Genomic DNA, 24,271 nt, shown 5'->3' on the forward strand with positions numbered 1-24,271 from the left:
GACTTCTCGTAAAATCCAACGAAAAGCTATTCTTAATCAATTTCTATTCATTCACCCCTCGCGATATCTCTGCCATAATAAGCAGCACGACAAAATCTTAAGCCTCAATGGCAAAGCAGAATAATAGGGGTACTAATGGACATGTGTCATACCGCTGGGTTGATCTCACTTGAGCAAGCACTCGATAAAATACTCACTCAAACACAAACAGTGACTCACTCAGAGCGCATTCCGCTCACAGAATCGGCCCAACGCATCACCGCAGCCGACATCACCTCGCCAATGAATGTTCCCCCATTTGATAACTCTGCAATGGATGGATATGGTTTTCGTTTCGCTGAGTGGGATGGGAAAACCCCTATGCCTGTAGCAGGAAAATCATTCGCAGGTCAACCAATGCAAGGGAAGCTTCCGCACGGTAGCTGTGTGCGCATTATGACTGGCGCCCCTATTCCACAAGGTGTCGATACTGTCGTCATGCAAGAGGAAACGGAAGAGACAGCTCAAGGGGTCGTGTTTACAGGTACAGTTAAAAAAGGCAGCAATATCCGCCGTGCTGGGGAAGATATCGCAAAAGGTAGTAGTGTGATCCCCGCGGGTACTCTGCTATCCACGGCTCAATTGCCTCTTATTGCTTCTTTGGGTATTTCAACGGTTGATGTACACCGCCGTCTAAAAGTTGCGGTATTTTCTACGGGAGATGAGTTGCAAGCGGTGGGTCAACCACTCAAAGAGGGGCAGATCTACGACACTAACCGTTTTACTGTTCGCCTAATGCTCGAAAAACTTAACTGTGAGGTTATCGACCTTGGTGTTATTCCTGATTCCCCTGAAAAGCTCAAGCAGACCTTTATTGATGCAGATAACCAAGCTGATTTAGTGATTAGTAGTGGTGGCGTCTCCGTGGGTGAAGCGGATTACACCAAACAAATTTTAGAGGAGCTAGGAGAAATCGGCTTCTGGAAGCTAGCAATCAAACCCGGTAAACCATTTGCTTTTGGTAAACTCCATTCAGCGTGGTTTTGTGGATTACCGGGTAACCCAGTTTCCGCAGCACTCACCTTTTATCAACTCGTGCAGCCGTTGATTGCTCGCCTTTCTGGGAATAGCCAATGGAAAGCGCCAATGAAATTTAAAGTTCCTGTTACCACACCGTTGAAAAAAAGCCCCGGTCGTCTGGATTTTCAACGCGGGATCCTAAGCGTCAATGAACATGGGCAACTGCAAGTTGCAACAACTGGCCACCAAGGCTCTCATGTATTTAGCTCCTTTAGCTTAGCCAACTGCTTTATCGTCTTAGAAAGGGAGCGTGGGCATGTCGCGGTAGGCGAAACCGTTGATGTCGAAATGTTTAATGACTTACTCAAAAGCGAATAATGACCGTGCAAGAGCTTACCGATCAAGAGATGTTGCGTTATAACCGCCAAATCATTTTACGTGGATTTGATTTTGACGGGCAAGAGAAACTCAAGGCCAGCAAAGTGCTGGTCATTGGCCTTGGTGGTTTAGGTTGCGCAGCCACACAATACTTAGCTGCCGCTGGTGTAGGTCAACTCACTTTAGTCGATTTCGATACTGTTTCACTGTCTAATCTACAGCGACAAACCTTGCACCGTGATGCGACGATTGGTCAACCTAAAGTTGATTCAGCTAAAGCACAGTTAGCCGCAATCAATCCACATATTTGTATTGAAACGGTCAATGCACAGTTGGACGATGCGCAACTGAATGAACGGATAATGACCCATGATGTTATCCTTGATTGCACTGATAATGTGGCTATTAGAGAGCAGTTAAATCGCTTATGTTTCCAGCATAAGAAACCACTTGTTTCCGGTGCCGCTATCCGTATGGAAGGGCAGCTATCTGTTTTCACCTATCAAGAAGGAGAGCCTTGTTACCACTGCTTGAGCCGCTTGTTTGGTGAAAATAGTCTAACCTGTGTAGAAGCCGGCGTAATGGCGCCTTTGGTTGGTACGATAGGTACACTCGAAGCAATGGAAACCCTCAAATTGCTCACCCAATATGGCAAGGTCAATACTGGTAACGTGTTGTTTTTTGATGCGATGACGATGGAATTCCGCCAATTCAAACTGACCAAAGACCCCCATTGTGAAGTGTGCGCACACCAATAATTTCTTCCATTAGGGCGGTGACAAACGCACCGCTCGATTAAGAATATTCCTAAAAAATAAATTATTTTTGCTTTAACCTTATACTATCCCCTTTCGTGTTGGCTGACATCAATAAGCAGTCATCACTTTACATTTTTAAATAAGTTACTGAGAGTATTTAATATGCAATTCCCTCCTTGCCCGAAATGTCAGTCTGAATACACCTATACTGATAACGATATGTATATCTGCCCTGAGTGTGCGCATGAATGGAATGATGCCGAGCCTGTAGAAGAAAGCGATGAGTTGATCGTTAAAGATGCTAACGGGAACCTATTAGCGGATGGCGATACCGTCACTGTCATTAAAGATTTAAAAGTGAAAGGTAGCTCATCAATGTTGAAAATTGGTACTCGAGTAAAAGGCATTCGCTTAGTCGAAGGCGACCACAATATTGATTGTAAAATTGATGGTTTCGGCCAAATGAAGCTGAAATCTGAGTTTGTGAAAAAGAATTAATTAACTTGTTCAGTTAAATACTAAGACCTAGCTCAGCTAGGTCTCAAAGTGCGAATAAAGTCCTCATTTTTTATTGAGGAGTTTGATCTAAAAAGGTTCCAGTATCCCCACCTCGTCAGCTGACAAAATTCCCCCCATGAAACTATGATTAACTTTGATCTCAATCGGATGTTTGTATAGGCTGTACCGTAAGATATTATTAGTCTGGTAAATTAAGTGATCGATAAGAGCCAATTTAAAAATCTGAAGTTTTTTGAAAATGAGCCATTGGTTCACCATTTGAATTACCCTCTGTCGGAAACAGCCGAAAGAAACATACTGAATGGCTGGCTTCCTTCATGCATGGAAGATAAATGGCTATCATACAGTGAGGATGGCTGTGTTTTCGTTCACAGAAGCTGGACTGGGCATTTGATGTATAAATTCACGATCCGTGATGGAACGATACAACGCGTAGAGATTGCGATGGATGATTTTGTGAATATGACTGTCGAGCGAAAAATCGAGGTCTTTTTATCACTTTTACCGCATTTATCAAAAGAGCATTCGAACGGTTGGGAGTAGCGTAGCCTCTCTGTATGATCAGGGCGCTACGTTCATCTCTATATGCTTGTTGTCGAATTAATTTCTTAGAAAGAATGATGTCTAGATTAGTCATCACCTTTGAGAACTCATTTAACGATAACAGTCTGTTGGCCCAGCTCAGCTAGGTTTCAGAGCGTTCACAAACTTAATGAGGCTTAGATTCGGTCTCGAAACATAATAAATGATGATTAGAAAAATCATTTTTTGACCGACAATACACATTGGGAAACCACACTGTTCCCGATGTTATCAATACATAATCTGCTAAATAATTTTTAGAAACGTGCTTAAAAGGATTGGTCAGTCAATAAAGCAAACGGCTCACAATAACGAAAGCGAGCCGTTTAAAGTCTATATAATACTCTTTAAAACATACTCGTTACTAATACCACAGTTCCCTGATATTCCCCAGCAGCAATACTTCCTGAACTATGTAATGTCGATTCCACATTAAAAGGCGTTTTTACATTCATAGCCGTATCAATCGTGTATTGTTCATTACCTGAAGAGCAAGTGTTGCGTGCACAGACCTTTGCTTCTGAATATAAGCCTGGTGCAAGAATGGTATTGCTGGTAGTGCCGTTACCGAGTAACTGTGTGGTCACTTTGGTATTCCCTGTACAGGTTACATACCCTGTGGCCGTTGCCTTATGTCCATTGAGCTGATTAGAATCTACCGTTCCATGATCCAGTAATGTCGACATCTCAAATGTACAAGCAATCGGTACTTGGGGTGTAGAACGTGTACAGTCCGCTTCATCGATGCCACTACCTGCAACTAAAGAAGATGATGTGTTATTCGCACCATATACATTCACCCGCCAACATATTTGTCTAAAATCGTTCGGATTCGCCACACTAGATATAATTATTGGAGCCGCTTGGCCTACCCCTCTAGTACCTGACATTTGAAACAGCGATAGATCATTTAAGACACTTTCACAACTCCGATTTGCGGTATACCTATAATATGAATGGTTTAATCGTCCAGATGAATTGATGTAGCGTGTTCCTGTCGGTGGTGGAGTTAAGAGAAAAGCGCCATACCTATCATAAACAACGCTTCTTAGTAACAAAATTATTTCAATTTCCACAGTACACTGGTTGACTGTTCTCATCCATGGAAACTGATTCACTGGCGCATAGTGGAAAAGACGGTATGAAGAAATATTGACATTAGAACAACTCCCATTCGTTAAATTTTGGGGGTTATAACAGCGCCCTGAACTCGAAGGGATCCTCACTTCATAACTGTTAACACCGATCCACTGCGAATTTATCCAAGGTGTTGATGCAAAACTTTTAGTGCCTAACAATAACAATACACTAAATAACAGATAATTTTTAAATAAACGTTGACCCCATATGTTTTTCATATGATCCTCGATTTAAACTGAATTATTGGCCCGTTGAAGACATATTTCAGCCACTTATTGGTAGCTTAGGGTGTATGTCATGGTGGCAGAAAAATTACCGGGTTTGATGCTGTTATTGGCAATCGCTCCAGCTTTTCCTTGAAGATAAGCACGTAATCGGATCGTCATGGCACCATTTTTTATCGGCTGTGATGGATAAGATACTCCACTCGTCGGATTCAATGGGAGTTTCACACCACTTAACGTTTCAATACCGATTGCGGCTCCCGATGCCTCACTATTGGCATCAAACTCTAAAAGCCCATCCGGCGTGGCGTTGCCATTAAAAATAGTCGTTACTGAATTTGCAATTGAAGCGTCACAATCTTTCAATTGAAGCTCAAATTCCTTACTTAAGATCCTGCTGTTTGAGTACAACTCTTTCGTTGAGATACTATTGAACTCAACAGAAAAGTTCTCAAATTCAGGCACAATTTCGCAGGGTTCTGCTACCAATGTGCCGCCATATGTCACTTGGCTACTATTTGTGGCAGCATATAAATTTGCAGAAAGCGCCCCCACCAACGAACTTACCCCTAAAAAAATACCCATATGCTTCATTTTTCCTCCTTAGGGGTACTGCAATGCAATGGTTGCAATCGCTTCAAAAGGGCCTTCCTGTAAGTTCACTTGTGGATCCTTTACAGGTACGGCATAGAAATTCAGCGCCGTAAAGCCATTACTAGGCAAATTAAAAGTGAAGTGGCTATTTGGTGCCACAACACTTCCATTTTCATTTCGATATAAACGTACACCGAGACCTGTTACATCGGCTTGTAACGCATTGGCATCAAAACCATTCGCAGCATCACCGCTATAAGACAGTGCTAAAGATGAAGGTCGTGACGTATAACTTCGACAATCTATATTTACGGTAAAAGGCCGTTGATGGTCGATACCGTTAATTTTATTGATACCTATGTCTTGGAAATCAATCTGTATTGATTGATTAATTCCTTTATCGCTATAAACATCACAAGGGGGATTTTCAAGTAATGTTCCTTTAAATTTCACATCCACGGTATTGGCTAATGCAGGCGACATATAAGCGCCTATCATAAAGGCAAACATGGGCTTTATTAGACGCCTGTTTTGTTTGCTCATCATAGGTACTCCACACTTAATGTGCCTGATGCATTGAATACCCCAGCATTCACCGAACCCCCATTTTTTAATACAGGGACTGCGGTTAATTTAGGTAATGTGTTAAAGTAGAAATCAACCCAACGTCCTGGCTCAGTTGCCGTGCCATCAACGCGAATTTCTAACCCCAAATCACTCTCTGATGTTTCAAGATACTGGGTGTTAAAACTGGCTGGCGTTCCACTAAATTTGAGTTTCAATGCTGGATTATTCGCAGAGCCATCACAAGCTAATGTGTAAGGGATCGACGTTTCATAACGCTGTCCATCAATATCCTTAATAACCATGTCAGGGAAATCAACAGTGATAATTTGGTTTTGATTAACGGTACAGGTTTGCTGTAATACTTTGACTTTAATCCTTAAAGTATAAATATCCGCACTAGTATTGGTACTCACTAATAAAATGCTACTGAGCACTAGGCTACGCAAACACCTCACCCGATGAATAAACGATTTTTTCATTATCACTGCTCCTATTCATAGAGCATCTGGAATGAGATCACCGCATGGTATGCTCCAGCGATTAAGAGTGATCCCGTCCTAATCGGTGTAATCGTGTAGGTCAGTTGACGTTGGCCAGAGGGTAATAACACAGGGTGACTCTCTTCCCCTAAAGACAAAACCGTACCTGACGCATTACTTAGCTGTAACCCAAACCCTTTTGCCCCCTCGACTAAAGCCAAGTTAGGCATTTCATTTGTTGATGGTGCTACAAAGCGTATTTTTACCGCTGGCTGAGAGTGACTCCACGCTGTTTGTCCTGTTTTTTCATCAAGTAATGATGTTGGATGAGAAATACAATCTAATAGCTCTATTTGAAAAGGAACCGCCCGCCCTTTTGCCCCAATACGATTAAGTTGCGCAGTTTCAAAATTACCCATATCAATAGATTGGTATTCAGATGTCATCGCTAAGCGGCACGGACTTTCCGATAAAGAACCACGAACATACAACACGCCTTGTTGACCATCGACATCCCAATTATTCGCTGAATTATATAGCTGAGTATTTTCATTCATTGCCCATCCCAATGGCGCCCCTATTAGCAGCGTCCAAAAGATAGCCAATCGCTTATGTAAAGTCATTTATCTACCCTCTTTCATAGGCACCATTAGCCTTATTTCTCTGCTGCATCTGGATCAACATGGCACGTACTTCCTTGACAACTGAAAGTGAGATTAGGGCGACCACCATAGTCATTAACATAAGTCAGCACTGGCGTATTACCGAGTTGATGACTATTCACGCCAAGATTTTGCTCACTAAAAGGGGCTAGCATAATCGGCTTAAAATCTTTAATTGGTGCAGACTGATTACTTTCACCAGCTTCAATAACGGTGACATAATAAGGCGTTGGATTATTTATCGTTACGCTATTCCCCTCTTTTAATAAGGTTAATTTTTGTTGCCAAGGAACGGTATTTGGTCCGCTAATAATGGCTTTTGGCCTATAAAAAAGTTTGACCCGTGTTTGTAGTGCAATTTGTAATGTATTGGGTTTATCACTTTTAGGCGGAATTTCCCGTAAGTTGAAATAAAACAACGACTCTCTATCTTGTGGTAATGAATTGATAGCGGGTAATGCTTCAATTTTTACTTGGCTTGATTTCGCAGGCTCAATACGTTGAATAGGCGGTAACACAATTAATGGAGAGGTGATTTTTTCTCCTTTTTCATTTTCTATCCAACCTTGAGCTAAATACGGAAGTTGTTTGTTATTATTAGCGACATTTAACGATACCGATTTCTGCATTCCCTCAAAAATGATACGCGTTCGGTCCATTGAAATAGCCGCTAATACATTGGTGCTGGATAACACGCAACTGGCTAACCCAACCCCTGCAATAAATTTGGTGTTTAGTTTCATTTAATCGTTACCTTCCTATGTAGTACCTAATGTGGTTTATCAATGATTGTTCTGGGTATTTAAGCTATATGCATGACAGCTATACACGGCACGGCAATAACAATGCGTGTTCACTATTTTGAAGTGGCTCAGGGAAGGTGATTTGACATTGAGCATCACCACCCCACTGCACACTCATCACTTCATTTGCGTTGATCCCACTAACGTAAGCGCTTCCTGAATCACCGACGATGCCGACTTCTTGCCCTTTTTGATTAAAGATTTGAGCCCCAAATGGTGGGAAAGAATGATCTGCCAAACGGATCTCCACCATTCTCTTTTGCCCTGATATGACAGAGAATTTGCGGTAACCAACAGCACCTTCTGTCAAAGTGGCTTGAACAACAGATTGTTGAGCGTCAACATCATTAGGCAACGCATTGAGATCGATACTGGCTTTATTGCGATAATAGCTACTGAGCTCAGTCACTACCGCTTTACCAAATCGGTTTGACGTTATCGGGCTGCCATAACCTTTGATAGGAACATCAGAAATACCATCAGTATCAACTAATAGACGCGTTCCTCCCATCGAACTCATACGATGGAAAGCACCGCCATTTGGTGTTAGTGTTAAACCACCATTAAAAGAAGCTCCCACTGCGCTATATTGCCCACGCATATAGCTAGCATTAGCTGTAATGCGCGAAAGATCGCCTTGATGAGTCACGAACGCACTACTTGATAGCCCCTTACGCGTATTCCCTACACTCAATTGATAGCTATTACGTTCATCAGTGCTGTTGTAATACGTCATACGATTGGTTGTATCGTGACGGTTAGTATCGAGCGAGTAGCCGATTTGTACCCCACTGCCCCATGGAATATTCACCGATAAATAACCGCTATCGTCATGGCTCTCTTGGTAAATACTACGATTTGCCGAAACCGTTAGACTGACGTTTTTAATCGTTCCAATATCAAAATATTTGGAAAACATAACGCTGTAATAATCATTATCAGGACGATCCCAGAAGGTTTGATGATTATAATTGAGGTAAACAGATGCGCCTGCGTCACTAAAATTCTTGCTCATCGATACGGTGTATTGCTCCTTACTACTGCCGTAACGTTCACCATATTGCCTAGCACTTAGATAGTCAGACATAGTCATATAGTTGCGATCAGAAAAACGGTAGCCCGCAAATTGAATTTGACTGTCGATCGCTTCGAAACGTTTTGAGTAATTCACACGATATGAGCCACCATGTATGCGCTCTTCACTCGGTAATTTAGAAATCGAGTGCGTAATATCTCCTGAAATAGCCCCCCAACTGAGCAAATCACGTCCTAGGCCTAATGAGAGTGCATTATAATTTTGGCTATTTAGCGTTCCACTGAACAAAGACCAGCCATTAGTCACCCCCCATGAAAACTCCCCTGTGGCAAAGCTATCACCTTGGCTATGTCGATCGATATCCGTTGGCTGCCCTAAAGCTAACTTATATTGCACTTGTCCCGGACGCGTTAAGAAAGGTAGACTTGCCGTATCTACTTGGAACTGTTGCGTCGAACCATCTTGCTCTTTTACAGTGACATCAAGCTTGCCGGAAACCGCATCACTCAAATCTTGAATACGAAATGGGCCAGGTGCGACCTGTGTCTCGTAAATAGTGCGTCCTTGTTGGCTAATCATCACTGTCGCGTTGGTTTGTGCGATCCCTGTTACCTCTGGCGCATAACCACGTAAGATCGGTGGCATCATATTGATATCCGAGCGCAAGCTACCACCAATAAAGCGGAAACTATCAAAAATATTTGACTGTAAGTAATCCTCACCCAGTGTTAGTTTTGACTGTAATGATGGAATTGCACGATAGGTATAAAAGCGGTTCCAACGAAAATCGTTATTCGTTTTTACGTATGACTGAGTATTATAATCTAAACGGCTTTGCCACTCTGCACGCCAGCGCCAAGCACCTGTATTGATGCCGACAAGCCCGTTACCATTTAGTGCATAAATATCGTTACCATCATTGTAAGAATGATTGGCTGTCGCGTTTAAATTGTAATCCAACATTATTGCTGGAATACCTTCATCCCAACGAGAAGGTGGATCCCAATTAGGTGCACTATATTCTAAATAAGCCTGAGGAACGCTTACATTTAAAGAAGATGTTGAAAAATCCCCAGTAATTGACATCCCTGCTAAGCTATTAGGATCCACACATTGATTATCGTTCCACCATGCCAGTGAATTATAAGCGTCTTTCGTTAGCCCCAACTTTTGTGTTTCTACAGGTGAAAGACAGGGTTCACTTCCTTTTGGATCATTTTTAGGCGTAATAAATTTAACGGGTATTTCTGATAATTCATCGCCATTCACTCTGAGAGTCAAAGAATAGCTACCCGGTATAATATAGTTGGCGCGGGAAAAATGATTTAAATTAATATTTTTTTTATCTTCGACATCTAACACATCCGTGTTAAATTCAATATCATTATGAGCAATAGAGTTTATTGGGTATATATTTAACGCAACTGAAATATATAAATAAACCATATTTGGCCGATAGGAAACCAATTTATATGAATACATATAAGCATCCCTAATTAAATAATTTCATCAATGATTTTTAATAATATTCAAGTTTGAATCGAATCGCAGAGTAATAAGACCCTGATTGTAATGGTTTGGTATTGGAGACTAATCTCACATGATAATCCAATCTCATTGATGGTGGAGTAATATCTATTTTTGATACTGGCCTACCGGGAATAATATTTATATCGCTCGAATTTCTTAAAGATAACCCCACACCCTGAGCATCGCCAAAAATTGAAAAAATATTATCTTCAGATGGACCATCAAAAGTTAATTCAACTGCATTCCATAATTGATTCTGGCTGTTATGTCTTATTAAATTGCAATTAATAAGATGAATTGAAAAACTTTTTTCCGGACCTTTGCCATCTTGTTTAATTAAACTTATAGGAATCGTTCCTAAATCAATAGATTGTTCTTTCGAGCCTGTCGCGATTGCACATGCTGCATCTGTAATTTCTCCTTGAATAGTTAACAACCCTGTTTCTTCATCAGCATGTGCAAATGAAAGGACTCCAGAAATCAAGAAGGCCATAGTGGTATAATACATATTTTCTTTCATACTGAAGTCCTATGTTCAAAATTAAATATCAATACTTTTCAAGTATTATTTGTACTCTAATAAGAAATTAGATACTGCGGTAAAATCACCAGGAACAATCGCTTGGCCACTTAATCCTTGTAAATAAGCAGAAAAGTTCAGTGTATTTCGACCTGTTAGTAGGTTTTGGTTAGTGACCGATGAGCCATCGAATTTCACTTTTTCACCATTCATGCCTATAACCACAACACCTGCACCTGATGCTGAACCTTGTATCGCTAACATATCGCTATCAGTACCAATTGCACCGCCAGTAAAAGAAACATCAACTGTTTTCAGTGTGCTAACATCACAATCAACTAATTGAATATTAAAATTTTGTGCAGTAGATTTACCACCATCCGCTAATGAAGCATTGGAGATTTTACCCATTGGTACAATTTGGCTAGCAGTGTCAGCACTGATACCGCATGGAGCATCAATGATTTCACCTTGAAAAGATACCGTGCCACTTCCTGCGGCAAAAACGGATGAACTCATTACCCCGGAAATTAATGCTGCTAAAATAATTTTTTTACTCATAACTGCCTCTATAAAATAAGATAATAGATACCCATTATAATAAGGGGTATTGTTTCGTTTTATTTCCCATTGAGAAAATAAACATAATATCCAATATGGATATTATGTTTATTCTTACATATGATTTTAAATAAAAAGAATTTATATAACTAAAAAGTCATTCCTACTGGCATTGTTAATATCTAATATATAAATATCACTTAACTTCATTTCTTCTAATATATATTGAATTAAGATTTCATAACTAATATCTAGCGCTAATATAAAATTAAATAGCGTATCGACACTAATATGATTAATTCCCCTTTCATATCTCGAGATTTGTTGTTGAGAGATATTTAATTTAACTGCAATTTCATATCCAGATAATCCCTTTTCTCTTCTTGCTCTTTTCATGGAGGCACCAACTATCTTTGTAATAGACTTACCATCATTGGTGCTAGAATAATTAAATTTTTCTATATGCATATAGCGTCTCCACTCCTGATATTTAAGACTAATACTTACTACTTCCTTTTGTCGCGATAATTATACGAATTTAATTTATTATTTAAATACCTGTGAAAATCTCACTTTATCTAAATATAAAAAAAACCATCAATACAAAAAAATAATCTCATTTGATTACAATGAGTTATGATGATCTAATTTTGATAGTCTTTATTGGAAGATGATAATCACCACAATTACTCACTTCTGGTGATTTTATGACGATATATATTATAAAAATAAGGCATATTTTTGGTCATTTAAGTTATAACTGCTCAACAATTAACCATCAAATTATGAGTAAAAAGTCAATTGTAAATCATGTACATCTATTTACTCATTTTTTAACTACTTCTTATTAAAATACAATAACATGTTAATATCGACTTAATTTATAGGGATATAAGACATTGAAAAGATATTTTATACAAATAAATTAAATTAATAAATTAATGACAATGGCTCTGAGGCTATTTCCTAATACAGCACATGTTTTATATTGAGATCACCATATATCGCTTAATATTGAGTTATATAAACTTAATGATATCTCTCAGAGGAGCCACTACCTCTAGCACTCGCTACCAAAGTAGAAAGTTACATTATGTGGTCACAGGCCATTAAAACTGCTCGCGGGAAATGTTTAGTGAAAACGATATTGTCAGTTGAGTTAAGCTGAATGCGTATTACTTGAGGAAATGCGTTTTTGAGTATTTCGTAATGGTGAGCCGAAAATAACCCTAGCGGCACTGAATGTCATTTTCGGTTGACGAAACCACATGAAGGCGCCAAAACGGGTCGAGGGCTTGCTGCAAATTTCACTAATTTTTTAATATTACCTACTTTATTGGGTAATTTAACCTATCTAAAACAGGTAACGATGCCATTTAAATTGCAGGTTCAGTCATCTCAGACCTAGCTTAAAGCTAGGTCTTCCATTGACTATCTGACGCCAGTAAACTTATTCAATCACACCTTGGCTCTTCAAATATTCATCATAAGTTCCTTTGAAATCAATGACTTTATCTTCTTTGATTTCTAAGATACGACTTGCTAATGAACTGACAAATTCACGGTCGTGAGAGACAAAAATCAATGTGCCTTTATAAAGCTCTAAGGCTAGGTTTAAGGACTCAATAGATTCCATATCCAAGTGGTTGGTAGGTTCATCCATAATTAAGATATTTGGTTGTTGCATCATTAGCTTACCAAATAACATACGACCCTGCTCACCCCCCGACAGTACTGATACTTTTTTCTTGATGTCATCTTGAGTGAAGAGTAAGCGTCCTAAAACACTGCGAACCGCTTGTTCATCATCGCCTTCACTTTTCCACTGACTCATCCAGTCAAAAACGGTCAGATCTGTTTCGAAGTCTTCTGCATGATCTTGTGCATAATAACCAATAGCACTATTTTCAGACCACTTAACCGTACCACTCTTAGGAGGAAGTTCGCCAACGAGTGTTTTCAAAAATGTGGTTTTACCGATACCGTTCGCACCGATAACCGCCATTTTTTCCCCTACTTCAAGTAATAAATTTAAGTTTTTAAACAGCGGAGCTTGATCATAACCATTCGTCACCCCTTCCAACTCAAGGGCATTACGGAATAATTTTTTCTCTTGTTCAAAACGAATGAATGGGTTTTGACGGCTAGAAGCTTTAACTTCCTCAAGCTGAATTTTATCAATTTGACGTGCTCGAGAAGTGGCCTGTTTTGATTTTGAAGCATTCGCACTAAAGCGACTCACAAAGGATTGCAATTCGGCAATTTGCGCTTTTTTCTTCGCATTATCTGCAAGTAGGCGCTCTCTGGCTTGTGTTGCAGCAATCATATACTCATCATAGTTACCCGTGAACAAACGCAATTCACCGTAATCTAAGTCAGCCATATGCGTGCAAACCGTATTCAAGAAGTGCCTATCATGGGAAATAATGACCATAGTGCAATTACGATCGTTCAACACTTGCTCTAACCAACGAATAGTATCAATATCCAAGTTGTTGGTTGGTTCATCGAGTAACAAAATATCGGGATCTGAGAACAGTGCTTGAGCCAACAGTACCCGTAATTTCCAACCTGGAGCGACTTCACTCATCGGGCCGTAATGCTGCTCGACAGGAATGCCCACACCGAGTAACAGTTCACCCGCACGAGCTTCCGCACTGTAGCCATCCATTTCACCGTAAGCGACTTCAAGATCAGCAACGCGGTAGCCATCTTCCTCACTCATTTCAGGAAGTGCGTAAATACGGTCGCGCTCTTGTTTTACATTCCATAGCTCAACATGCCCCATAATGACAGTATCGAGCACTGTGTATTCTTCGAAGGCAAATTGATCCTGACGAAGTTTACCAATGCGCTCATTAGGGTCAGTGGTACTCACATTCCCCGCAGTTGGTATAAGATCGCCCCCTAATATCTTCATAAATGTCGATTTACCGGCGCCATTTGCCCCGATTAAACCATAACGGTTCCCTGTTCCGAATTTAACGGAAATATTTTCAAACAGCGGCTTACTGCCAAACTGCATAGTGATATTGCTTGTCTGTAACACTTCTATGCCTTTAATTTACGATGTCGAGGATACCCAACCAAATAGCGGCGCATTATGCCACAATCATTCGCTTAGATCTTGTACTGATTGCATCACCCTAGATGAATAGTAATCCATCCAGCCCTGTATATAATCAAACGAGGTAAGCATTTATCGGTTATGCCACAATATACCAATACTTATTATTGCTATTATGGCGATATAATAAATGGAATTAAAAAGTCGTATGATGAACTTTAAGTTCTAAATAAAAATATTGCTCGCTAAGGCAACTTAATATCGCGATAATAAAAGATAGAATTTATTTATAATGTCGTGATGGCCTAATATTTATTATTAGACCATCAATGGTATTTTATAACTTAATTCCCATGGTACGCGTGATTTCTGTTAACCCCTCTCTCTCATAAAACTTAATTGCCTTATGGTTTTGTGCTAACACAGTAAGCTCTAAATGGCTTAATTGATTGTCTTTTGCCCATGTTTTCATTTGCTCAATTAATTGATGCCCCACTTTTTGGCCTCTCAACTCGGGAGATACGACAAGGTCAAAAATATAGGCAAATTGCCGAGGAACCATACAATTATAAGGCGGTGCCGTTTGCTTTTGAGCAATGCAAAAGCCTTTAACTTGCCCATCATATTCCGCCACGAGCAAATGAAAGTTTTCATCACTAATGGTATTTTCAACAAAATCTCTCATCTGTTTAGCAGGCTGCATTCTTTCACTATCAAGCGCTGCCATTTCAGTAAATAACAGCTCATAGAGAGACAGCACAGCTTCAATATCGTGTTTTACTGCACAGCGGATCATAAATACCTCACCGAAGTTTAATCATAAGTTTTAACCGATGGCGCAAGATAGGTTTCAAAACGATCGAGTAGTGCTGCTGGATCATTTTCAACTATCGCCATATGGCGATATTTTTCCTGTAAAAAAGCCTCATCAGCCATTTTGTTCGTCATATCAATTAGTGGCTGCCAATAGTTATTAATATTAAATAGCCCACAAGGCTTAGTGTGTAGCCCTATTTGACTCCAAGTGAACACCTCACTAAATTCCTCAAGAGTGCCGTAACCTCCAGGTAGAGCAACAAAGCCATCGGCAAGCTCAATCATCTTACTTTTACGTTGATGCATCGTGTCAACTTTATACAATTTAGTCAGATTTTTATGAGAAATTTCACGCTCTTCAAGTAGTGAAGGAATAACTCCAATTGCTTGACCACCTTGAGATAAAATAGTGTCGGCCACCGTGCCCATAATACCAACGCTTGCCCCACCATAAACTAAAGTAATATTGCGCTTGACCATTTCTTCTGCAAATTTAATCGCCTGTTGCTTATAAACTTCATTAGCTCCCATGCTGGAACCACAATAAACGGCAATACTGTTAATTTTTCTCATTTTTTCCTCGTTTTTATCGTGTTTTTATGGAAAATAATTATACGTTACATAAGGATAAGCTCAACACACATTCTCATCCCGCCCTCATCAACATATAAAACTCTGTCTAAAATTAATTAAAGCGCCTACACATGGGGTATATAGTCAACAAAATAAATATTAAATGCTATGTTTTATCGTGCTCTCTATTTTATAAATACATATTATCCATGTTAAATTTATGTCATAATCACCGCTTATGTTATGTACCTGAGTTGTTAATAGTCAGCACGTACATTTTCTTTGTCAAAATTTTCTTTTATTGAAGAATAATCAGCCATTTTTTTGCTGATTTTATTACGTATTTCTGAGGTTCAACGATCCATGTCTGCCGATACTAAAAAGAGTGCCTTTCCTCTATTACCCGTGGGATTGCTATTACTGGCAATGACCTCAATTCAGAGCGGAGCATCTCTAGCTAAAACACTGTTTCCTGTTATCGGTGCACCAGGAGTGACTGGGCTACGCTTATTGCTTGCGACCATTATTTTATTTGTCATTTTTAAACCTTGGCGATTAAAGTTTAGGCGAAACTCTCTTATTCCCCTGTTAACTTATGGTCTTTCTTTGGGGACCATGAACTATTTGTTTTATTTATCCTTAGAACGAATTCCACTTGGGATCGCGGTAGCACTTGAGTTTACAGGGCCACTGGCTGTCGCAATGTTTTCATCCCGCCGCCCCATTGACTTTTTATGGATAGCGTTGGTCATCGTTGGGCTGCTCTTTTTATTGCCTATCGGTGATGATATTAATGGCCTAGATCTTGTCGGTGCCTTATATGCCCTTGGTGCGGGCGTTTGTTGGGGGATCTATATTATTTTTGGCCAACGGGCTGGCGCAGGTTATGGTGCCGCAACCGTAGCAATAGGCTCCTTTATTTCAACCCTGATCTTTTTCCCTATTGGGCTAATGCAGACAGGTGTTGAAGTTATGTTTGACCCTGCTATTTTGCCGTTGGCGTTGGCTGTTGCTGTTCTCTCTACAGCCTTTCCTTATACCTTAGAGATGATAGCGCTTACCCGACTTCCAGCAAAAACCTTCGGGACTTTGATGAGCCTTGAGCCTTGTATGGGGGCATTCCTTGGAATTGTCTTCCTCCAAGAGCATTTAACCGTTACTCAATGGTTAGCACTATTATGTATTGTTTGTGCCTCAATAGGCTCAACATCCACAGCACGCTCTAAAACAAAAATAGAAGAGGTTTCTTAAATAAATAGAGGAAGAAATTTCTTTATTATTTAATTTGTATAAAGGTTAATAAAGTTAACAACATTTTCTTTATTAACCTTATTTATTGTAAACTTTCTTTAATATCATTGAAATATTAGCTTATTAATCCTATAGTAATATTTATTAAGCGTTTATTTAATTATAAGCCGTTATCAATTTTACCTATCAAAGTAATAGAATATTACATTATGACAAGTTGGTTCTGTTGTTTTATATTAATTAACAGAAACAGATTATTGAATAATTAATTACTTATAAGGGGAAGATTATGAGTACAGCTAAATTAGTAAAAGCACCTCAAGCAAATCTTTTATATACCCGCAATGATGTTGAGGATAGCGTTAAATTAGAGTCTATCAATATTTTGAATGTTATGGTCATCCATTTTACTGATCTTTCTTTAATGACCAAACAAGCACATTGGAATATGCGCGGTCGTAACTTTATTGCCGTACATGAAATGCTAGATGGCTTCCGTACCACTTTAGTTGAGCACCTTGATGAATTTGCTGAGCGTGCTGTACAACTTGGTGGAGTTGCAATTGGTACGACTCAGCAAGTCAATAAATTTACATCGTTAGAAGCTTATCCAATTGATATCCACGATGTTCAAGATCATCTAAAAGCATTAGCAGACCGTTATGCGGTTGTGGCTAACGATATTCGTAAAGCTATCGATGAAGTCGAAGATGAAGATACCGCGGATATGTTTACTGCGGCATCACGCGACCTCGATAAGTTCTTATGGTTCTTAGAAGCTAATATTGAGTAATGTCGATAAAAATAGTCAACGTTGATTGACCCCTTGGCCACACTAATGTGTGGCCTTATTGTTATTACACTATTAAGAAAGACGTTAACGTTACGTACCGCTTGGCATAGCCGGCCGTTCAATCGGGAACACGGGTAATGCGTTCAGCAACCGCTTACCATAATTTTTGGTGATCAATCGATTATCATAGATAACAATCTCACCATAGCATTCATGGCTACGGATCAACCTTCCTGCTTGTTGAATCAAATTAAATGATGCACTTGGTAAACTTTGTACTTCAAACGGATAACGTTTAAGCGATTTTAACCATTCACCTTCAGTAATAATCACGGGGTTAGTCACCGGTGGAAAAGCGATTTTATGGATATGTACCTGTGTTAAATACTCACCTTTTAAATCAAGCCCCTCCGCAAATGACTGCAACCCTATCAGTACACTGGTTAACCCTTTATTGATCCTGTCACAATGGGTTTCAACTAACCGATAGCGCGGCTGATCCCCTTGCACTAACAATTGTAGACGTAAATCTTTTACATGTTCCAGAAACCCTTCCATCGCTCGCTGGCTACTAAACAACACCAGCATACCTCGATGAGTACCTTTTTCTAATTGATGCCGGAAATACGTTGCCATCTCCGCTAAATGCAGCTCTTCATTCGAAATAGTTGGTTCGTACTTCATTTGAGGAATAATCAGTTTACCCTGTTCAATATGATTAAAGGGTGAAGACAGCGTCACAAAACGGTCATCACTTTTTTCTGATAACCCACTCAATTCTTGAAAACGAGAGTAGCTATTAAGTGAGCGTAACGTCGCTGATGTGATCACGATGTGTGGCACATTGCGCCATAATAGCTGCTGTAATTGCTCACTAACCCGTATCCCAGCACAGTGCAGAAATAAACGAGACTGGTTTTTCTCATAACGACGGCTAAGCCATTTCGAAATTGGCGCTCCTGATGTTTGGTCAATTGACGCTAACCGCCATAATTTCGCCATATTTTCAAAATAGCCCATTGCTCGGCTAGTTAATAGAATAGAGCGATGTAAGCGAACAATATCCTGTTTAGCCGTTTGCTCGGTTAAATCATTGAGAATTGATTCCGCTAACCCTCTTAGCCCGTCGGTCAGTTTGAAAAGTTCTTGGCAACATAGCTGCATTGCCTCAGGCAACAGCCCCATCGGAAATAAGTACTCATTATCCTTTGAGGTTTCTGGTAATAATGCGTTGGTTAGTAGCGAAAAATCACGAAATGCTTCTCTTAACTTTTCCGCGTGCTGCTGTAACCGCTCTGGGTTCGCTAATTTTGGCGGCTTGGCAGGCCTAAACTGAGCGAGATATTGCCCCACATGATGAAGAAAATTATCCACCTGTGCTGTTAATTGAACGAGTGTGATCTCGCCTTCCACTTCCAACGCATCCCTTGCTACGTCAGGCACATGATGCCCCTCATCCAGTACTAAAAGGAGTTTTTTAGGATCAGGTAATACCGATTCACTTTCCATTGCCGCCATCACCAGCGCATGGTTTGCAACCACCACATCCGCATCTTCAATTTCCCGCCGAGCAATAAAAAAGGGACAACGCTGATAAAATTGGCAATTACGGCCTAAGCAGTTCATTTTGTCAGTGCTGACCTTACGCCATAAGCTATCGCTAAAAGCACGCTTATGGTGATCCCGTAAGCCATCCCATGCAAAACTATGAAAATCATTACGTAGCTGCTGGCAAATCGCTCTCTCTTCACTGTTTGCGATTTCGGTTTTATCTTCCACCAGCAACATTAAGTCAATTTGTTCGCCTTCTGCGGCACAGATTGCTTCCAGATTGCGTGGACACACATAGCGTGCTCGCCCAAAAGCCCCTGTATATTTAAGATCAGGAATAATTTTACTGAGTAAGGGCAGATCCTTACTGAATATTTGATCTTGTAATGCAACATTCGCAGTACTGACAACCAATGTTTTGCCTTCTTCTCGGCCAACAGCAATACCCGGTATCAAATAAGATAATGTTTTACCAACCCCTGTAGGAGCCTCAATAACCAAATGCCGCCCTTCTTCGTCCGCCAAATTTTTAGCAACTTCAGCAATCATTTGGCGCTGAGGCGCGCGGGATACGAACCCGTCAATGTGCTGTGATAACCCTTTGTACCATTGGGTTATATGTTCTTTCATTTTATTTGACAGGGACATAGGCTCACTGCTGTTCACATTAGAAGATATAGGATAACCAAGTAGGTCAATAACATCGAATTAAACAATATATGCTTACGAAGGCGCTCGCAAAAACTACTGTTTAAAAAACCATTATGCCATAAAATTGGGAACAGGTTGGCAAATTCCGGATCCATCCGCACAAAAAAGAGTATTTAACTTGTCTGCAACAAACATCGGGTTATACTTTGGGTTTATTTCTTCAATTCAGGCTATAAAAATGAAAAAGGTTGTTATCGCGCTTTGCGCACTCTGCGCATTCGGCTCCATCGGTGGAATTGTCTTAGCTGGCATGAATATTTATACACGCTCAACGACACCTATTGAGCAGAGTCAGGCACAGCAACCCTCAATTATACCTTCAGCGGGTCAGGTTCAATAATATTTACATTCAGGATGAAGATAATTTATGTATGACGCTTATTTTGTAACACCCGAATGGTTACATGACCATTTGTCTGACTCTAACCTTATCGTACTAGATGCTTCATCTCCGCCCCCAACAGCACCCTATGATTGCCGACAACGTTGGTTAGAAGAGCATATTCCAAGCGCACAGTTTTTTGATCAAGATAAGGTTGCTGATACTCGAACACCCCTACCTCATATGCTGCCTGACGCTGAAACTTTTAGCCGTGCGGTCGGTGAAATGGGAATTAACAATAACACTCAGGTTATTATTTACGCCCAGAATAATTTATTCTCAGCACCACGTGCGTGGTGGACATTCACCACAATGGGCCATAAAAATGTCAAAATTCTCGCGGGTGGCATTGAAGCATGGAAAGCACTCGGTTTCCAAACTGAATCCGGTGAGGTCACGCCGCCAGCCCCACAGCACTACACCGCTCAGCGCCACGGTGACAACGCATTAAATCAAACACAAATGCTTAACCTCGTAGAACAGGGAAAAGTACAAATTATTGATGCTCGTGCCGCGGCACGTTTCTTAGCGCAAGCACCTGAGCCTCGCCCAGGGCTACGTATGGGCCATATCCCCGGTAGTAAAAACATGCCTTGGGATCAATTAGTTGAAAATGGTGAATTTAAATCACCGGCCCAACTTAAAGCCCTATTTGCAGAGCAAGGTATTGATATTCATGCCCCTTCCGTCACAACGTGTGGCTCTGGTATGACGGCGGCTGTGGTGCTCATGGCTCTGACTCTATTAGGCAACACAAATGTTAAGCTATATGATGGCTCTTGGGCAGAATGGGGCCAAGACAATGGGTTACCTATAGAGTCTTAATTATTCATCTAATCAAAAGATTAATTGAACTAAAAATCGGATTAATACTTAATCAACATTAAATAGTATTCAAAAAAATAACCCTCTATTCACGGAGAGGGTTATTTCTTTCAAATCGAGATAAGTTTAGTCAATCGCTATTTGGCAAATATCCCAGCTAAAAATAGCACGACGATCGCACCGATAACCGCAACAACAAAACTACCGAAATTGAAGCCGTCTACTTTACCTTTACCGAAGAAGGTACTGATGTAGCCACCCACAACAGACCCAACAATTCCGAGTACAATAGTCATGATAAAACCAATATGGTAAGTGCCTGGCATAATCCATTTAGCCAATACCCCTGCAATCAGACCAAAAATGACCCAAGAAATGACTCCCATCATCGACCTCCAAACGAATTAATACGGTAAAAATAGATTTTAACCATGTTAGTTTGCCATCTTATGACATACGATTTAAGTCAATTTAGCATGATTAAAAAAGCCATTAGCCCTTTAAGTTAAGAACTAATACTCTATTTTAGCAAATCATAAACAACCGAATGATTAAAATTCCATCATTTTTGCTGGCTTTTTTACTTCAGATTCGATCACTTCGGCGATCTGGCGAGCACTCTTTAGCGTTCGGATCAGAGAAAATAGTCTGTCTGCTTGCTGATATTCTTTACGTAAATAGCCTAACCATTGCTTGATACGTGCGGCATGGTAATTCCCCGTATCTCCTTGTTTTTCAAGCTCTGTATATTTTAATAGCAAGCTGCCGACGTGCTCCCAAGCCATTTTAGGCTGATTGCTTTTTATGACATGACTTAAATTAGGCGTATGCAGAGCGCCCCGCCCAATCATAATCGCATCACATCCCGTTATTGCTAGGCAGTGCTGAGCACTTTCATAATCCCACACCTCACCATTGGCAATTACAGGGATGGATAAGCGGCGGCGAATATCGCCAATAGCTTGCCAATTAATCTTTTCAGCTCGATAGCCATCTTCTTTGGTACGGCCATGCACCGTCAATTCCGTCGCTCCAGCCTGCTCCACGGCATCTGCGATTTCATGACAAAATTGGCTATTATCCCACCCTAACCTGACTTTAACAGAAACAGGTAGTTCCTCTGGAACAGCCTCTCGCATCGCCTTTGCGGCACGATAAATAAGCTCTGGTTGCTTTAGTAAAGTTGCACCACCCCCATGGCCATTCACGGTTTTAGAGGGGCATCCACAATTCAGATCTACCCCCCATGAACCCAGCGAAACTGCCCTATAGGCGTTTTCAGCTAACCACTGAGGGTGCTGCCCCAATAACTGAACGCGTACTAACGTACCTGATGGTGTCCGACTGCCATGACGCAATTCCGGACATAACCGATAAAACGTTTTTGCCGGTAAAAGGGTATCGACAACTCGTACAAACTCAGTAATACAGAGATCGTAATCATTGACCTCACTGAGTAAGGAGCGCACAAGCGAGTCAAGTACCCCCTCCATCGGGGCAAGTAACACACGCATTAGCCTTCACCGCGTCCCTGACGCACTTTTTTTTGTGCGCTTTTCCATGGTGAGGCTGATGCCGATTTATCTTTTGAGCTATCAGCACCAGTACGTTCGCGGCGCGGCTTCACAGACGTATTATGGCGTTTATTTGCACTACGCCTTTCATTATTACGCTGCGGCGCTTTTTGGATAGGTTCAGGTTTAATGGAAGGATCAGGCTCATAACCTTCTATCGCCATAACAGGAACCGGTTTTTTTAGTAGCTTTTCAATATCTTTTAGCAGCTTTAACTCATCAACACATACCAGTGAAACAGCCATTCCTGTTGCGTCTGCTCGCCCTGTACGACCAATACGGTGAACATAATCTTCCGCTACATTAGGCAGTTCAAAGTTAACAACATACGGCAATTGTTCGATATCTAAACCACGTGCCGCAATATCTGTCGCCACCAGTACTCGAACATCACCTGATTTAAAATCTGCTAATGCACGTGTACGCGCGCCTTGGCTCTTATTACCATGAATTGCCGCCGCTTTTACGCCATCTTTATTTAGATGTTCAGCAAGGCGGTTCGCACCATGTTTTGTGCGTGTAAAAACAAGAACTTGCTGCCAATTTTCACGGCCTATCATATAAGATAACAGCTCTGCTTTACGTTTCTTATCGACATGATGGACAAACTGGGTGACTTGCTCAGAAGCCGAGTTACGAGGAGCAACTTCGATCGTCACAGGTTTGTCCAGTAATTTATTCGCTAATTGTTTAATTTCATTAGAGAATGTAGCTGAAAACAGCAGGTTTTGACGTTTTTTAGGTAACTTACTGATCACACGGCGAATATCATGAATAAACCCCATATCAAGCATACGATCGGCTTCGTCCAAAACAAGGATCTCAACTTGAGATAAATTGACCGCATTTTGATGCTCTAGGTCGAGTAATCGCCCCGGCGTCGCAATCAAAATATCAACACCACCACGTAACTTCATCATTTGTGGGTTGATGCTGACACCACCAAACACGACAAATGAGCGGATCCTTAAATGACGGCTATATTCCTTAACATTCTCAGCGACTTGCGCAGCCAATTCACGTGTCGGCGTTAAGATCAATGCCCTAATCGGTTTGCGATCTTTTCCAATTCTAGGAGTCGAAATTAATTTTTGTAAAATGGGTAAGGTAAAACCCGCCGTTTTCCCTGTTCCTGTTTGAGCACTCGCTAAGAGGTCGTGACCATCAAGGACTGCTGGGATAGCTTGCTGTTGGATAGGCGTAGGGGCTTCGTAGCCTAACTCATTAATGGCGAGCAGAATTTCCTCGTTTAATGCGAGGTCTGAAAAACTAGTCAAATTAAATTACTCCGGACTTCACCACTCTGAATGATCAGAGGCAGTTCGAGGGGAAGGATTGTAGATGAAGAAAAGATGCAAACTGCCGTGCAATTGCGG

At 40.7% G+C, this 24,271-nt stretch carries 25 protein-coding genes; 8 read left to right on the plus strand and 17 right to left on the minus strand.

The window, feature by feature from the left end:
* The first annotated feature begins 135 nt into the window (after positions 1-135).
* The 4 genes from moeA to PR699_RS07610 all read left to right on the plus strand — a co-directional run bounded on the left by moeA (position 136) and on the right by PR699_RS07610 (position 3,197).
* Complete coding sequence (moeA, locus tag PR699_RS07595; RefSeq protein ID WP_041705217.1) at positions 136-1,377, plus strand: molybdopterin molybdotransferase MoeA; 1,242 nt, start codon at positions 136-138, stop codon at positions 1,375-1,377.
* The gene (gene moeB, locus PR699_RS07600) at positions 1,377-2,135 is read left to right on the plus strand and encodes a molybdopterin-synthase adenylyltransferase MoeB (RefSeq protein WP_004917908.1); all 759 of its coding nucleotides are present in this window, start codon (positions 1,377-1,379) and stop codon (positions 2,133-2,135) included. The genes moeA and moeB overlap by 1 nt, the downstream gene beginning before the upstream one ends.
* Before the next feature lie 162 nt (positions 2,136-2,297).
* Positions 2,298-2,633: a zinc ribbon domain-containing protein YjdM gene (locus PR699_RS07605; protein WP_004917906.1), complete on the plus strand. Its 336-nt coding sequence runs from the start codon at positions 2,298-2,300 to the stop codon at positions 2,631-2,633.
* Between the two features lie 216 nt (positions 2,634-2,849).
* The gene (locus tag PR699_RS07610; protein WP_171830753.1) at positions 2,850-3,197 is read left to right on the plus strand and encodes a hypothetical protein; all 348 of its coding nucleotides are present in this window, start codon (positions 2,850-2,852) and stop codon (positions 3,195-3,197) included.
* Positions 3,198-3,583: 386 nt separating this feature from the next.
* Here PR699_RS07610 and PR699_RS07615 read toward each other — a convergent pair whose 3' ends face one another.
* The 13 genes from PR699_RS07615 to PR699_RS07675 form a co-directional block, all read right to left on the minus strand.
* The gene (locus PR699_RS07615; protein WP_014657791.1) at positions 3,584-4,594 is read right to left on the minus strand and encodes a hypothetical protein; all 1,011 of its coding nucleotides are present in this window, start codon (positions 4,592-4,594) and stop codon (positions 3,584-3,586) included.
* A gap of 54 nt (positions 4,595-4,648) precedes the next feature.
* The gene (locus PR699_RS07620) at positions 4,649-5,194 is read right to left on the minus strand and encodes a fimbrial protein (protein WP_014657790.1); all 546 of its coding nucleotides are present in this window, start codon (positions 5,192-5,194) and stop codon (positions 4,649-4,651) included.
* A 9-nt stretch (positions 5,195-5,203) separates the two neighbouring features.
* On the minus strand, positions 5,204-5,740 hold the full coding sequence (locus PR699_RS07625; RefSeq protein ID WP_004917896.1) for a fimbrial protein: 537 nt from the start codon (positions 5,738-5,740) through the stop codon (positions 5,204-5,206).
* The gene (locus PR699_RS07630; protein ID WP_014657788.1) at positions 5,737-6,240 is read right to left on the minus strand and encodes a fimbrial protein; all 504 of its coding nucleotides are present in this window, start codon (positions 6,238-6,240) and stop codon (positions 5,737-5,739) included. Before PR699_RS07630 ends, PR699_RS07625 begins: the two co-directional genes overlap by 4 nt.
* Positions 6,241-6,251: 11 nt before the next feature.
* A complete protein-coding gene (locus tag PR699_RS07635) occupies positions 6,252-6,863 on the minus strand; it encodes a fimbrial protein (RefSeq protein WP_014657787.1) in 612 nt (203 codons plus the stop codon).
* A gap of 32 nt (positions 6,864-6,895) precedes the next feature.
* The gene (locus PR699_RS07640) at positions 6,896-7,645 is read right to left on the minus strand and encodes a fimbria/pilus periplasmic chaperone (RefSeq protein WP_014657786.1); all 750 of its coding nucleotides are present in this window, start codon (positions 7,643-7,645) and stop codon (positions 6,896-6,898) included.
* 79 nt (positions 7,646-7,724) lie between these two features.
* Positions 7,725-10,223, minus strand: coding sequence for an outer membrane usher protein (locus PR699_RS07645; protein ID WP_014657785.1), 2,499 nt, complete (start codon positions 10,221-10,223; stop codon positions 7,725-7,727).
* 37 nt (positions 10,224-10,260) lie between these two features.
* Positions 10,261-10,791: a fimbrial protein gene (locus tag PR699_RS07650; protein WP_004917888.1), complete on the minus strand. Its 531-nt coding sequence runs from the start codon at positions 10,789-10,791 to the stop codon at positions 10,261-10,263.
* Positions 10,792-10,836: 45 nt separating this feature from the next.
* Positions 10,837-11,352, minus strand: coding sequence for a fimbrial protein (locus PR699_RS07655; RefSeq protein WP_014657784.1), 516 nt, complete (start codon positions 11,350-11,352; stop codon positions 10,837-10,839).
* A gap of 141 nt (positions 11,353-11,493) precedes the next feature.
* Positions 11,494-11,820, minus strand: coding sequence for a helix-turn-helix domain-containing protein (locus PR699_RS07660; protein WP_004917882.1), 327 nt, complete (start codon positions 11,818-11,820; stop codon positions 11,494-11,496).
* A gap of 982 nt (positions 11,821-12,802) precedes the next feature.
* Complete coding sequence (locus PR699_RS07665) at positions 12,803-14,401, minus strand: ABC-F family ATPase (RefSeq protein ID WP_014657783.1); 1,599 nt, start codon at positions 14,399-14,401, stop codon at positions 12,803-12,805.
* A gap of 355 nt (positions 14,402-14,756) precedes the next feature.
* Positions 14,757-15,215, minus strand: a complete 459-nt coding sequence (locus PR699_RS07670) for a GNAT family N-acetyltransferase (protein ID WP_004917876.1) — start codon at positions 15,213-15,215, stop codon at positions 14,757-14,759.
* Positions 15,216-15,232: 17 nt separating this feature from the next.
* Positions 15,233-15,808, minus strand: coding sequence for a TIGR00730 family Rossman fold protein (locus tag PR699_RS07675; protein WP_004917874.1), 576 nt, complete (start codon positions 15,806-15,808; stop codon positions 15,233-15,235).
* A 363-nt stretch (positions 15,809-16,171) separates the two neighbouring features.
* On the opposite strand from PR699_RS07675, the gene rhtA reads away from it, so the two are divergent.
* Together rhtA and dps are read left to right on the plus strand one after the other, a co-directional pair.
* Entirely contained in the window at positions 16,172-17,059 is an 888-nt protein-coding gene (gene rhtA / locus PR699_RS07680) for a threonine/homoserine exporter RhtA (RefSeq protein ID WP_014657782.1), read from the plus strand.
* Positions 17,060-17,348: 289 nt separating this feature from the next.
* A complete protein-coding gene (dps, locus tag PR699_RS07685) occupies positions 17,349-17,852 on the plus strand; it encodes a DNA starvation/stationary phase protection protein Dps (RefSeq protein ID WP_004917871.1) in 504 nt (167 codons plus the stop codon).
* Positions 17,853-17,942: 90 nt separating this feature from the next.
* Here dps and dinG read toward each other — a convergent pair whose 3' ends face one another.
* Positions 17,943-20,051, minus strand: a complete 2,109-nt coding sequence (gene dinG, locus PR699_RS07690) for an ATP-dependent DNA helicase DinG (RefSeq protein ID WP_014657781.1) — start codon at positions 20,049-20,051, stop codon at positions 17,943-17,945.
* 241 nt (positions 20,052-20,292) lie between these two features.
* Here dinG and PR699_RS07695 point away from each other — a divergent pair, with 241 nt between their 5' ends.
* Positions 20,293-20,454 carry a hypothetical protein gene (locus PR699_RS07695; RefSeq protein ID WP_014657780.1) on the plus strand — a complete coding sequence of 54 codons (162 nt, stop codon included), beginning with the start codon at positions 20,293-20,295 and terminating at the stop codon, positions 20,452-20,454.
* A 27-nt stretch (positions 20,455-20,481) separates the two neighbouring features.
* Positions 20,482-21,321 (plus strand): 3-mercaptopyruvate sulfurtransferase, encoded by an 840-nt coding sequence (sseA, locus tag PR699_RS07700; protein WP_004917864.1) that lies wholly within the window; start codon positions 20,482-20,484, stop codon positions 21,319-21,321.
* 137 nt (positions 21,322-21,458) lie between these two features.
* Here sseA and PR699_RS07705 read toward each other — a convergent pair whose 3' ends face one another.
* The 3 genes from PR699_RS07705 to rhlE form a co-directional block, all read right to left on the minus strand.
* The gene (locus PR699_RS07705) at positions 21,459-21,707 is read right to left on the minus strand and encodes a GlsB/YeaQ/YmgE family stress response membrane protein (protein ID WP_014657779.1); all 249 of its coding nucleotides are present in this window, start codon (positions 21,705-21,707) and stop codon (positions 21,459-21,461) included.
* Positions 21,708-21,872: 165 nt separating this feature from the next.
* Positions 21,873-22,835, minus strand: a complete 963-nt coding sequence (dusC, locus tag PR699_RS07710) for a tRNA dihydrouridine(16) synthase DusC (protein ID WP_014657778.1) — start codon at positions 22,833-22,835, stop codon at positions 21,873-21,875.
* Positions 22,835-24,172, minus strand: a complete 1,338-nt coding sequence (rhlE, locus tag PR699_RS07715) for an ATP-dependent RNA helicase RhlE (RefSeq protein WP_014657777.1) — start codon at positions 24,170-24,172, stop codon at positions 22,835-22,837. Before rhlE ends, dusC begins: the two co-directional genes overlap by 1 nt.
* Between the last annotated feature and the right edge of the window lie 99 nt (positions 24,173-24,271).

Source organism: Providencia sp. PROV268, assembly GCF_028477805.1.
Classification (GTDB): domain Bacteria; phylum Pseudomonadota; class Gammaproteobacteria; order Enterobacterales; family Enterobacteriaceae; genus Providencia; species Providencia stuartii.